Annotated in this window: 13 protein-coding genes; 8 read left to right on the top strand and 5 right to left on the bottom strand. The window is 35.5% G+C overall.

What is annotated here, in order from left to right:
• Window positions 1-16: 16 nt before the first annotated feature.
• From serS to BLT84_RS02845, 8 genes are all read left to right on the top strand, one after another.
• Window positions 17-1,288, top strand: coding sequence for a serine--tRNA ligase (gene serS / locus BLT84_RS02880; RefSeq protein ID WP_091262736.1), 1,272 nt, complete (start codon window positions 17-19; stop codon window positions 1,286-1,288).
• 202 nt (window positions 1,289-1,490) lie between these two features.
• Window positions 1,491-3,203 carry a tetratricopeptide repeat protein gene (locus BLT84_RS02875; RefSeq protein ID WP_231929433.1) on the top strand — a complete coding sequence of 571 codons (1,713 nt, stop codon included), beginning with the start codon at window positions 1,491-1,493 and terminating at the stop codon, window positions 3,201-3,203.
• A gap of 56 nt (window positions 3,204-3,259) precedes the next feature.
• Window positions 3,260-3,568 carry a DUF4286 family protein gene (locus BLT84_RS02870; RefSeq protein ID WP_091262732.1) on the top strand — a complete coding sequence of 103 codons (309 nt, stop codon included), beginning with the start codon at window positions 3,260-3,262 and terminating at the stop codon, window positions 3,566-3,568.
• Window positions 3,569-3,614: 46 nt separating this feature from the next.
• Window positions 3,615-4,484, top strand: a complete 870-nt coding sequence (rsmA, locus tag BLT84_RS02865) for a 16S rRNA (adenine(1518)-N(6)/adenine(1519)-N(6))-dimethyltransferase RsmA (RefSeq protein ID WP_091262731.1) — start codon at window positions 3,615-3,617, stop codon at window positions 4,482-4,484.
• Complete coding sequence (gene mgtE, locus BLT84_RS02860; protein WP_034893392.1) at window positions 4,474-5,826, top strand: magnesium transporter; 1,353 nt, start codon at window positions 4,474-4,476, stop codon at window positions 5,824-5,826. Before rsmA ends, mgtE begins: the two co-directional genes overlap by 11 nt.
• A gap of 11 nt (window positions 5,827-5,837) precedes the next feature.
• Window positions 5,838-6,203, top strand: a complete 366-nt coding sequence (locus BLT84_RS02855) for a cupin domain-containing protein (RefSeq protein ID WP_091262729.1) — start codon at window positions 5,838-5,840, stop codon at window positions 6,201-6,203.
• 6 nt (window positions 6,204-6,209) lie between these two features.
• Window positions 6,210-7,160: a 2-hydroxyacid dehydrogenase gene (locus BLT84_RS02850; protein ID WP_091262727.1), complete on the top strand. Its 951-nt coding sequence runs from the start codon at window positions 6,210-6,212 to the stop codon at window positions 7,158-7,160.
• Between the two features lie 10 nt (window positions 7,161-7,170).
• A complete protein-coding gene (locus BLT84_RS02845; RefSeq protein WP_034893401.1) occupies window positions 7,171-7,557 on the top strand; it encodes a VOC family protein in 387 nt (128 codons plus the stop codon).
• Between the two features lie 76 nt (window positions 7,558-7,633).
• On the opposite strand, the gene BLT84_RS02840 is transcribed toward BLT84_RS02845, so the two are convergent.
• The 5 genes from BLT84_RS02840 to BLT84_RS02820 form a co-directional block, all read right to left on the bottom strand.
• Window positions 7,634-8,281 carry an SDR family oxidoreductase gene (locus tag BLT84_RS02840; RefSeq protein WP_091262726.1) on the bottom strand — a complete coding sequence of 216 codons (648 nt, stop codon included), beginning with the start codon at window positions 8,279-8,281 and terminating at the stop codon, window positions 7,634-7,636.
• Window positions 8,282-8,383: 102 nt separating this feature from the next.
• Window positions 8,384-10,183 carry a GNAT family N-acyltransferase gene (locus BLT84_RS02835; protein ID WP_091262723.1) on the bottom strand — a complete coding sequence of 600 codons (1,800 nt, stop codon included), beginning with the start codon at window positions 10,181-10,183 and terminating at the stop codon, window positions 8,384-8,386.
• Between the two features lie 52 nt (window positions 10,184-10,235).
• Window positions 10,236-11,486, bottom strand: a complete 1,251-nt coding sequence (locus BLT84_RS02830) for an aspartate kinase (RefSeq protein WP_091262721.1) — start codon at window positions 11,484-11,486, stop codon at window positions 10,236-10,238.
• 2 nt (window positions 11,487-11,488) lie between these two features.
• Window positions 11,489-11,962 (bottom strand): GNAT family N-acetyltransferase, encoded by a 474-nt coding sequence (locus BLT84_RS02825; RefSeq protein WP_091262719.1) that lies wholly within the window; start codon window positions 11,960-11,962, stop codon window positions 11,489-11,491.
• Window positions 11,963-12,041: 79 nt separating this feature from the next.
• The gene (locus BLT84_RS02820; RefSeq protein WP_091262717.1) at window positions 12,042-12,518 is read right to left on the bottom strand and encodes a GNAT family N-acetyltransferase; all 477 of its coding nucleotides are present in this window, start codon (window positions 12,516-12,518) and stop codon (window positions 12,042-12,044) included.
• Window positions 12,519-12,628 lie beyond the last annotated feature (110 nt).

Here is a 12,628-nt window from a genome sequence, read left to right as displayed (position 1 = left end):
AAAATTTAACGGCCTTATGTTACAAGTAAGCAATATTAGAGCGCATAAAGAGGCGTACATTCAAGCCTTGAAAAAGAGAAATTTTGAAGCAGAAAGCATCTTCAACGATGTTTTAAAACTTGATGAAACTCGACGCTCGTCCCAAACAAAATTAGACGAAACTTTGGCCGAAGCAAATCAGCTTTCAAAAGAGATAGGTTTGCTGTTTAAAACAGGAGAGCATCAAAAAGCGAATTTGCTTAAGCAAAAATCTGCTCAACTAAAAGAAGCTTCCAAAAGTCATTCTGATGAACTGGGTGATGCTGTAAAGCAATTAGAGAAATTACTATATACCATTCCTAACATTCCTCATGATTCTGTGCCTGCGGGAGTTTCAGAAGATGATAATGAAGAGATATTTAAAGCTGGAGATATTCCTGTGTTGGCAGAAGGATCCCAACCTCACTGGGAACTTGCGAAAAAATATGATATTATAGATTTTGAACTTGGTAATAAAGTTACCGGGGCAGGATTCCCTATTTATAAAGGAAAAGGTGCACGTTTACAGCGAGCACTTATTTCTTATTTTCTAGATAAAGCAGCAGATTCTGGATATAAAGAATATCAGTTGCCGCTTATGGTTAATGAAGCATCAGGATATGGAACCGGGCAATTGCCAGATAAAGAAGGACAAATGTATCATGTTACGGAAGATGATCTTTATTTGATCCCTACAGCAGAAGTGCCGCTTACCAATATGTTTAGAGATGAGATGTTATCTGAAAATGACTTGCCATTAGCTTGTACAGGATATACACCTTGTTTTAGAAGAGAAGCAGGATCTTACGGTGCACATGTACGTGGCTTGAACCGTTTACATCAGTTTGATAAAGTAGAATTGGTGCGAGTGGAAAAGCCCGAAAATTCTTTTGCGGCTTTAGATACTATGGTAGACCATGTAAAAGGACTTTTGGAAGATCTAAAGTTGCCTTATAGAATTTTAAAATTATGTGGAGGCGATCTTGGATTTACTTCTTCCCTTACGTATGATTTTGAAGTATTTTCTACAGCGCAAGACAGGTGGTTAGAAATTAGTTCTGTTTCTAATTTTGAAACCTTTCAAACCAACAGGTTGAAATTGAGATACAAAGATAAAGATGGTAATAAGCAATTATTACATACGCTTAATGGGAGTGCGCTTGCATTGCCAAGAGTATTAGCCGGGATCTTGGAGAATTATCAAACCGCAGACGGAATCAAAATTCCGGAAGCTTTGGTGCCTTACACAGGTTTCGATATTATAGATTAAGTTTTTTACCCTTCGACTCCGCTCAGGGGGACAGAATCTATGGATCACGGTTCTAGGTGTGTTATCTAGAATCGAGATGTTATTTAACCTTTCAATAAATTAAGCAAGCAGCGCATTTTGTTATCTTTACAAAATGCGCTGCTTTTTTTTACTCTGCTTCTGTTTTCTAACCAATATCGGGCTGTTTGCACAGTCTGAGCAGTTGGCTAAGAATTATATGGATCAGGGGGAGTATGAAAAAGCCTTAAAAACCTATGAGCAGCTGGTTAAAAATGATCCTCGAAATCAGCTTTATTTCTTCGGACTCATAAATTCGTATCAGCAATTAGAAGATTTTACTGTTGCAGAGAAACTTCTTCAAGAAAAACTTAGTGCCAGTAATGATCCTATTTACCTCATTGAACTAGGTCATAATCTTGAACTTCAAAAGCTAAATGAAAAGGCTAATAGCTATTATGAAAAAGCTTTAGTGACTATAGCTCAAAATGTAAATTACTCCTATTCTTTGGCTCGTAGTTTTGAGAAATATAGCTTGTTGGATTATGCTGAAAAAGCTTATAAGAATGGAATGGCCGGAAATTCTATGATGCGATTTGAAATTCCGTTAGCAAGAATTTATGGGGAACAGGGAAAGCTAGATCAAATGTTCGAAGCATTTCTAGCTCTTATTGAAAAAGAACCTGAATTAAGTACTACTATAATTCGAGAATTTGACAGGTATATAACTAATGACGCTAGTAATGAGGCAAACCTAATATTAAAAAAAGCTATTTTAAAGAGGCTTCAGCAAAACCAAGGAATTGTTTTTACTGAGATCTTGTCCTGGTTGTTCATTCAGCAAAAGGATTTTAATAAAGCATTTGTTCAAGAAAAAGCGATCTACAAAAGGGGTAATAAGAATTTACAACGAATCATTCAGCTTGCTGTAATTTCAAGATCAGAAGAAGATCTGGAAACTTCAAAAGAGGTACTGGAATTTATAATTGGAGAAGATCCACCGGGAAATATATTATTACAGGCAAAACAATTATTACTGAATATGAAGGTGCAGACAGCATCTAAAAATGAATATGAGGAGATAGCAAAAGATTTTGACTTGGTGTTGGAAGAGTTTGGTAATGGGGAAGAGACGCTGTCAATACAGATAGATAGAGCAAACTTTATAGCATTTCAACTAGAAAATGTAAAAAAGGCAGAAGACTTACTTTTGGAACTAGCTGCTCGTACAAACTCCAATTATCAATTAGCTTCCGTAAAGATGGCGCTGGCAGATATTCTGGTAATAGCACAAAAATTTAATCAGGCGCTTATAAACTATTCCCAAGTTCAAAATTTAGTAAAGAATGATGAGTTGGCACAAGAAGCAAGATATAAAGTGGCTAAAACCAGTTATTATAAAGGAGATTTTGAATGGGCCAAATCTCAGTTAGATGTGCTTAAGGCTTCATCTACTCAGCTAATAGCCAACAACGCGCTAGAGCTTAGTTTATTAATTCAAGAGAATTCTTTAGAAGATTCTACTCAAACGGCGCTCAAATTATATGCGCATGCAGATCTTTTGATCTTTCAGAATAAAAAAGAAGCAGCAATTAAGATCTTGGAAGAGCTGTTGCAGCAACATAAAGGAGATAAGATAGAAGATGAAGCCCTTTTAAAACAAGCAGCGCTTTATGTGGAGCTTCAACAATATGAAAAGGCAGAAACTAATTACCTAAAGATACTTGAATATTATCCAGATGACATTTTAGGAGATAATGCTACCTATCTTCTGGCAGATCTTTATAATGGGCCTCTTGGTAAACCAGAAAAAGCAAAGGATTTTTATGAGCAAATCATCTTTAATTACGCTGATAGTATTTACTTTGTAGACGCTAGAAATAAGTACCGAAGTTTGCGAGGAGATCTTCCAGACTAGAAGAAAAGGTGAGGTACATTTCAAAATCAATTCAGCTTTTTAAAAACGCTAATACTATGTATATATATAACGTAACAATCAATATTCAGGAAGATATTCATGAAGAATGGCTTTTATGGATGAAAAATGAGCATATTCCAGAAATGCTTGATACTAAGAAATTTTCTAAAGCTTTAATGACTAAAGTTTTGGTTAATGAGGAAATGGGAGGAATTACTTACTCGGTACAATATACTGCAGATAGTAAAGAGCTTTTGGAAAGTTATAAAGCAGAAAATGCAGCAGATCTAAGAGCAAAAACCAAACGTTTTGAAGGTAAATTTGTAGCTTTTAGAACAGAGCTTGAGATTGTAAGCGAACAATAATAATATCTTTTAAAGTCGTCTTTAGAAGTCGGTTAAAAAAATCCCCATGAAAAATAATAAAAAGAAGTCCTATTCAGGTAAAGACAAGAAATACGGACAGCAAAAGAATTCCTCTAAATTTCCGGAAGAAATAGTAGAAGGTTCTGTAAGAGCTAAAAAACATCTGGGGCAACATTTTCTAACCGATGAGACCGTAGCAGAAAAAATTGCCAATTCGTTAACCTATTCTGGATATAAGAATGTGCTGGAAATAGGCCCGGGAATGGGAGTGCTTACTAAATATGTTATTAAGAAGGATGTAGATCTTCACGTTATAGAAATAGATACCGAGAGTGTAACGTACTTAAATGATAATTTTCCTGATCTACAAGGCAAGATTCATGAAAAAGATTTTTTAAGGTATGATATTAAAGAGATCTTTGGGGAAGATGCATTTGCGATAATTGGTAACTTTCCTTATAATATTTCAACACAAATTGTGTTCAAAACTTTAGAAAATAGACATCAGATCCCAGAATTTTCTGGGATGTTCCAGAAAGAGGTGGCGCAAAGAATAGCAGCCCCTCATGGAAATAAAACTTATGGGATACTTTCAGTATTAACACAAGCATTTTATGATGTTACCTATCTTTTTACTGTACCTCCGGGAGTTTTCAATCCGCCGCCAAAGGTAGACAGTGGAGTGATTAGATTATCCAGAAAAGAGAATTTCACCCTTCCGTGTAATGAGGCATTATTCTTTAGAGTGGTGAAAACAGCATTTCAGCAACGTAGAAAAACCTTAAGAAATAGCTTAAAGATCTTTCAATTACCAGACGAGATAAGGGAAGATGTTGTTTTTAATGAACGCCCGGAACAATTAAGCACGCAACAATTTATAGATCTTACCCTAAAAATTCAGCCTTATGCAATTTGAAGTTACAGAGGAACTAATTGAAAAAATAGAATCTCTTATTGAGCAAAAGAACGATGAGGAATTGTTGTTGCATCTTGATGAGGTTCACCATGCAGATATTGCAGAGATCCTTTCTGACCTTGATCTTGATGATGCTACGTATATTGTAAAGCTTTTAGATAGCGTAAAAACTTCTGAAGCTCTTATGGAGCTGGAAGAAAGCGTTAGGCTCAGAATTCTTGAGAATCTCTCTCCAAAAGAGATCGCTGAAGAATTGGAGGAAATGGATACCGATGATGCTGCAGATATTATTTCTGAACTTTCAGAAGAACGTCAGCAAAAGGTAATTTCTCATATAGAAGATGAAGAGCATGCAGATAATATTGTTGAGTTATTAAGGTATGACGAAGATTCTGCAGGGGGTTTAATGGCGAAGGAGTTGGTAAAGGTAAACGAGAATTGGAACGTTACCGGATGCATGAGTGAAATGCGAGCTCAGGCAGAAAATGTTACCAGAGTACATTCTATTTATGTAGTAGATGATAGAAACAGATTGAAAGGAAGACTTTCTTTAAAAGATCTACTTACAGCTCCAAGTAAGGCAAACATTAGCGACGTTTATATTCCCAAAGTAGATTATGTAAATGTGCATACCGAAGGAGAGGAAGTGGCCAGGATCATGCAGAAATATGACTTGGAAGCAATTCCGGTGGTAGATGAAATGGGCAGATTGGTTGGTAGAATTACTATTGATGATATTGTAGATTTTATAAAGGATGAAGCCGAGAAAGATTACCAAATGGCTGCGGGTATTTCTGAAGACGTAGAAGCAGATGATAGTATTTGGAGACTTACACGTGCCCGATTGCCGTGGTTGATACTGGCACTATTTGGAGGATTTATAAGTGTTACAGTTCTAGGTACATTCTCTTCTGCAATGGAGAAGCATGCTGCATTATTTTTCTTTGTTCCATTAATAGCCGCAATGGCTGGAAATGTGGGAGTACAATCTTCAGCTATAGTTTTGCAAGGTTTAGCGAATAAAACCTTGAAAGGTTCTCTCTTCAGCAGATTATTAAAAGAGGTTACGTTGAGTCTTTTTAACGGAGTGGTATTGGCCGTAATTCTTGGTATTGGAGGAATATTTCTTTTAGGGTTTGATCTAACTTTTGGACTTACTGTTGGAATATCTTTAATATCAGTAATCGTAATCGCATCTCTTATAGGAACTTTTGTGCCTATTATGTTAGACAGAGTAGGGATAGATCCTGCCATGGCTACAGGTCCATTCATTACCACAAGCAATGATATCTGCGGAATTTTGATCTACTTTACCATTGCGCAACTTATTCTTGGATTCTAAAATCAGCATAAATGAAGACCATCAATATACAAGAAAAGCTTACCAAATTTAGCGATCATTGGCATCCACACCAGATCGCTGTGGTTAATGATATGCAGGTGTTGTTGGCTAAAGTTTCAGGTGAATTTGTGTGGCATGTGCACGATGAGGAAGATGAACTTTTTCAGGTAGTGAAGGGGAAATTATATATTCAATTTGAAGATAGAATCGAAATTTTAGAAAAAGGAGAAATGTTGGTGGTTCCAAAAGGAGTGAAGCATTGCCCCAAAACAGATGAAGGGGAAGAAGTACATATTATGCTTTTCGAAAAACTTACCTTAAAACATACCGGAAACGTAGAGAGTACTTTAACCGTAGACGACTATCCTAAAATATAATTATTGATGAGAATTCTTCACGCAGACAGCAATCATCCATTAATGATAGAAATGCTCGAAAAAGCCGGGCATGAAAATATTGAAGCTTATACTTGGAGCAAAGAAGAGATACTAGAAAAACAGCATTTGTTTGATGGTATCATCATCAGAAGCAGATTCAAGATCGAAAAAGATTTTATAGATGCAGCTCCTAATTTAAAATTTATAGCCAGAGTGGGTGCCGGCTTGGAAAGTATAGACGTACCGTATGCCGAGAGTAAAGGTATAGCACTTTTTTCTGCTCCGGAAGGGAATAGCAATGCAGTAGGAGAACATGCTTTAGGAATGCTATTATCTTTATTTAATAAACTGAATAAAGCCGATAGAGAAGTAAGAAAGGGTTTTTGGCATCGGGAGGATAATCGCGGAATTGAGTTGGATGGCAGAACAGTGGGGATTATTGGATATGGCAACATGGGGAAAGCATTCGCTAAAAAACTTCGTGGCTTTGATGTAGAAGTGCTTTGTTATGACATTAAAGCAAATGTGGGAGATGAAAATGCTTCTCAGGTACCCTTAGATAAATTTCTACAGAAAGTCGAGGTGGTGAGCTTACACACGCCGTGGACTCCGCAAACTGATAAGATGATAAATTCAGACTTTATCAATAAATTTAAAAAACCTTTTTGGTTACTAAATACCGCGAGGGGAAATAGCGTAGTAACAGCAGATCTGGTACATGCAATTATAGAAGGGAAAATTCTTGGAGCCGGATTGGATGTATTAGAATTTGAAAAGAGCTCTTTTGAAAATCTCTTTGTAGATGAGAATTTGCCGGAATCACTTAGGGAGTTAATGTTCTTCGAGAATGTTTTATTAAGTCCGCATGTAGCCGGATGGACGGTAGAATCTCATAGAAAACTAGCAACGACTATTGTAGATAAGATCATCGCCAAATTTGGAATAAGAAACCAATAATTTAAACAATATGAAAAATAGAGTAACCGGTATAGGAGGAATATTTTTTAAATCTAAAGATCCAGAGGCAGCTAGAAATTGGTATAATAAACATTTAGGTTTTGATACTAACCAATGGGGAAGTACATTTTGGTGGAAAGACAATCATGGGAAGGATAGTTCTACACAATGGAGCCCGTTTAAAGATGATACCACCTATTTTGAACCTTCTAAAAAAGAGTTTATGATGAATTTTAGGGTTGAAGATCTCGATGAGCTATTAGATGCATTAAAGGAGGAGGGGGTTCATGTTTTTGAAGAAAGACAAGATGTAGAAGAAGGGAAATTTGGATGGATCTTAGATCCTGAAGGCAATAAAATAGAGTTATGGCAACCTAATGATAAGGCTCTGAAATAACCTATATCTAAATTATTAAATAAAAAAAGGATTGACCATTGTCAACCCTTTTTTTATTTAATAATTATATATTTATCTATGCCTGACTCATATCTATCAAAGCATTTTTAATTGGTTCTCTACCTTCCAAAGCTTCAAATGTCTTATTCTTAACCAAAGGATCTGCAAGACTCATTACCAATAAAAAGGCAACATCATCTCTAGAGATCTCACCGCGTTCATTCAGTTTCTCTCCAAGTTTTACTTTTGCAAGTCCGAGATCATCTGTTAAAGCTCCCGGACGAACTATGGTATAATCCAATCCGCTTTCTCTAAGATAATCATCTGCGTTTGCTTTTGCTTCAAGATATGTTTTAAGATCTTCATTAGAAGAAGGATTATCTGCACCCATGGCGCTTAGCATAATAAATTTCTTAATATTGGCTTTTTTAGCCGCATCTATCAATCTTTTAGCTCCTTCTTGATCTACTGCTATCGTTTTGTCTTCTCCGGTATTTCCTCCAGATCCTGCTGCAAAGATTACTCGGTCTATTCCTTTCACGGTGTGATCTAGATCTTTTTCCAGGTCTCCCATTACTGTGGTAACTCCCATATCTTCAAAAACCTCTTTTTGTTCCTCTTTTCTTATAAGAGCAATAGGTTCAAAGCTAGTAGAGCTATTTAAAATTTCAATGATTCTTTTCCCTGTACTTCCGGTAGCTCCGGCAATTAATATCTTTTCCATTATCGTTTCATTTTTAATTTATACGAAGATAAAATTGATACTTGGCAAATCCCAATTCGGTAGGTGGAATAACATGAAATTAACAGCAGGAAAATAATGATTTTAAGGATGCTGTGCTTTCTGTTCCAGTTCCTTTTGAAACTCTTCCATAATTGGTTTAACCGTACTTTCAGGAAGATCTGCAATGCGTATATACATTAATCCATCTATCGCATTATTAAATAGAGGGTCTACATTAAAGGCAATAACACGTGCATTTTGCTTGATATATTTTTTAATAAGCACCGGCATTCTAAGTCCGTCCGGCTCAATTTCATCTATAATCTTATCAAATTTATTAAGATCTGCTTCACTTTCATCAAAGACAAAATCTTTATCGGCATCATTCAATTTAACTTTGAATTCTTTTTTAGGTCTAATATATTGAGCCACATAAGGATCGTAATAATTAGATTTCATGAATTCTATCATTAATGATTTAGAGAAATTCGAGAATTTATTGCTGATGCTCACTCCGCCAATAAGATATTTATGCTCCGGGAATCTAAGTGTACAATGCACGATTCCTTTCCATAATAAGAATAATGGCATTGGTCTTTGTTGATATTCCTTAACTATAAATGCTCGTCCCATTTCTATAGACTGGCTCATCATTGTATAAAGCTCAGGCTCAAATCTAAAGAGATCCTGTAGGTAGAAACCATTTATTCCATGATTTTTAAAGATCTCAGAACCCATTCCCATTCTATAGGCACCGGCAATCTTTTTTGCCTCATTATCCCATAAAAAAAGGTGATAATAATAATCGTCAAAATCATCAAGATCTGTAGCATTATTGGTGCCCTCCCCAATTTCTCTAAAGGTGATCTCTCTAAGTCTTCCAATCTCACTAAGAATGTTAGGGATGATCTCTTTCTTTGCTAAAAAGACCTCGTAATTTCTACTTTCTAAAAGACGTTTATCGAGTCTTCTGCAAGTTTCAATTTCTACTTCCATTAAACTCTCACTGGTCTCATCTATAATCTTCTTGGGAGTTTTAGGAAGTTTTATACTCTTTGGAATATTATCAAAAAGGCTCTTTTTTTCAAAAGAATTAGCCAACATATAAGTTTTTCTTCTAAGAAATGCCGTGTAACCTTCCAGCGTTGTATTAGCGTTTTGATCTGCCACAGAAATAGCATTTCCAATTCTTACATTTATTTTTCTCTTCTTCTGAGAAAGCATTTCGCTAGGAAGCTTTGCAGTTCTTAATACATCGCTCATTCCTGCAAGTCTATAGAAAAAAGTACTATTCTTAGCATGAAAATAAACCGGAATTACTGGGACCTTTGCTTTTCTAATAAGCTTCATTGCAGAAGGTTCCCAAGGTTTATCTACGATCATTTTTTCATCCTTATTGGTAGAAACTTCACCTGCTGGAAATATTCCAAGTACTCCTCCGTCTTTTACATGCTGAAGCGCTTGTTTAATTCCGCCTAAGCTTGATTTTGCATCCTTGTGATCCTCAAAAGGATTTACAGGCATAATATATGGCCTTAAAGGATCTAATCTATGAAGCAAGAAATTCGCAATGATCTTAAAGTCCGGGCGATGTTCCAGTAATGTTTTCATCAAGATCATACCATCTATACCACCAAGAGGGTGATTAGAGATCACAATAAAGGGACCTGTCTTGGGAATCCGCTTTAGATCTTTCGGAGGAATTTCAAAATCTACCTCAAAACCATCTAAAATTGAATTTATAAAGTCTATTCCAGAGAGACCCTTTCTCTTTTCGTATTCTTTATTGAGCTGAGAGATCTTTGTAGTTCGCAAAACAACCCATCCTATTGAAGTTCCAAATACACCCCACTTGTCCAGGTTCATAACTTTGGCGACTTCTTTTGCGTTCACAATTCCCATGAAGGATATTTTAAATATTAATTATTATGTGATATTCTTAGAAACAGAATTATTAGTTTCTTGTAACCAGCTGCACCGTATTTTGTGTCACCTGTTTAAGCAAGACTTCTTTATCTTTCTCTAAAGAATTAATGGCTCTTTCATCAAAATGACGAATGGTATATAATGATACCTCTGTTAAGAACTCTACTTTAAATCTCGCTTTTAAATGCTGAATTAATTTTTCAAGATTATTGAATCTATTGTCTACACAAACAGAAAAACTAATGGCAGAATTTTGAATTAGATCTACTTTCATCTGATATAAATGAAATAATCTAAAGATCTCACTAATATTCTCTTCAACCATAAAAGAGAAATCTAATGATGATAAGGATATCAATACCTGATTCTTTTTAACTATAAAGCATGGTATAGACGGTATTAATGTCTGGCCCTTACTTACTGCAGTTCCTTTTCCATCGGGTTCCAGAAAAGATCTTACATATAACGGGATCTCTTTGCGTTGTAAAGGTTGTAAGGTTTTAGGGTGAATTACAGATGCTCCGTAAAATGCTAGCTCTATTGCCTCTTCATAAGAGATTTGGTCTAATAGTGTTGGATTTTCGAATATTCTGGGATCTCCATTCAATACTCCCGGTACATCTTTCCAAATGGTAACCTTCTCGGCATTTAAACAATACGCAAAAATAGCAGCGGTATAATCACTTCCTTCTCTCCCTAAGGTTGTGGTAAAGTTATTAGTATCTGTAGCAATAAAACCCTGCGTTAGGTATAAGTTATTAGGTTTTAAACCCGAAATATTTTCTTGAGTTTTGGTCCAGTTCACCGTAGCATCTCTATACGTACTATCTGTTTTAATATAATTTCTGGCATCTATCCAAGTATGATCTACAGCCTGAGATTTAAAATATTCGCTAACAATAGTTGTAGAGATCAATTCTCCATAACACACAATTTGATCGTATACAAAATCGTATTGCAGAGATTTGTTGTGCTTCATAAAATTATAAAGCTCTTTGAAAAAATCGTTCATCTTATCAAAAACAACGCCTTCAGTGTTTTCAAATAACTCCTCTGCCAATTGATAATGATACTCTTTTATATAATTTAAACTGTCCACAGGAATTTTGCCTGTTTGCAGGTATTCAGATATAACCAATTCAAATGCATTGGTCATTTTGCCCATAGCAGAGATCACGATCATTTTATCATCAATCCCTGTTGTATTGAGCACTTTAAGAACATTTTTAACTCCAGAGGCATCCTTAACAGATGCCCCACCGAATTTATATATGTCCATATTTATTTTGTAATGTTTTTCTTAATCCCGGTTTCATCCATATGTACGGTGTACCAATTCTTCTTGATATCTGCTCCAGTATTTTCATAGAATTCAATGGCATTCTTGTTTCCTTCAGAAACCACCCATTCTACTCTTCTAACGCCATTATCATGACCATATTTTACTACCGTTTGGTATAAGGCTCCACCAAGGCCGGTTCCTCTCATAGATTCTCTTACAATAAGATCTTCTAAATGCACGGTTCTTCCTTTCCAGGTGGAAAATCTGAAGTACACCAAGGCCATACCTTCAATTTTTCCTTCTACGTCTGCAACAAAGCATTTAAAATTTCCTTCCTCAAATCCTTCTTTCTCAAGATCTGAAATTTCTATTTCTACCTGATCTGATGCATTTTCGTAAGCAGCAAGTTCTTTTATAAGTTCAAGAACCTGTGGCATGTCTTTCTTTTCGGCTTCTCTTATAGTATAATCCATAGTGTTTTTTGGTTTGTTACAAATTTAGTAATTGATTTTTATAAACCTGTTAATGCGTTCCTATAGTTGCCTAGATACCTTAGTGTTTTACAAATTTCTTCATAGCACTTTCATCCATTTGTACAGTATTCCAGTTATCAAAAACTGTAGCTCCACTGCGTTGATAAAATTCTACTGCAGGTTTATTCCAATCTAATACTACCCATTCTGTGCGTTTAACTCCTTTTTCAACCGCGAATTCTATTACTTTTTTATATAAAGCACTTCCTAATCCTGTACCACGCATGTGCTCTCTTACAATAAGATCTTCTAGATGAACTGTTCTGCCCTTCCAGGTAGAAAATCTAAAATAGATTAAAGCCATTCCTTCGATCTTATTTTCAACTTCTGCTACAAAACAATTAAATAAAGGGTTTTCACCAAAACCTTCTTCTTCAAGAGTGTTTAGATCAACTTCTACAGCATCTGGTTCTTTTTCAAATGCTGCCAATTCTTTTATCAAATCTAAGATCTGCGGGAGATCTTCTTTTTTTGCTGGTCTGATGTTATATTCCATAGTATGTTAATATATTCAAAAATAAGGAACCTGATGCTTATATATTTTCCGAAAACGTTGTAGTAACTAAAAATTTGAATATTTTTACGCTGTCTTAAAAATTATACCCC

It is taken from the genome of Gillisia sp. Hel1_33_143 (assembly GCF_900104765.1).
Lineage (GTDB): Bacteria > Bacteroidota > Bacteroidia > Flavobacteriales > Flavobacteriaceae > Gillisia.
Note: the sequence above shows the minus strand (reverse complement) of the source record. Positions and strands in the feature narration are given on the sequence as shown.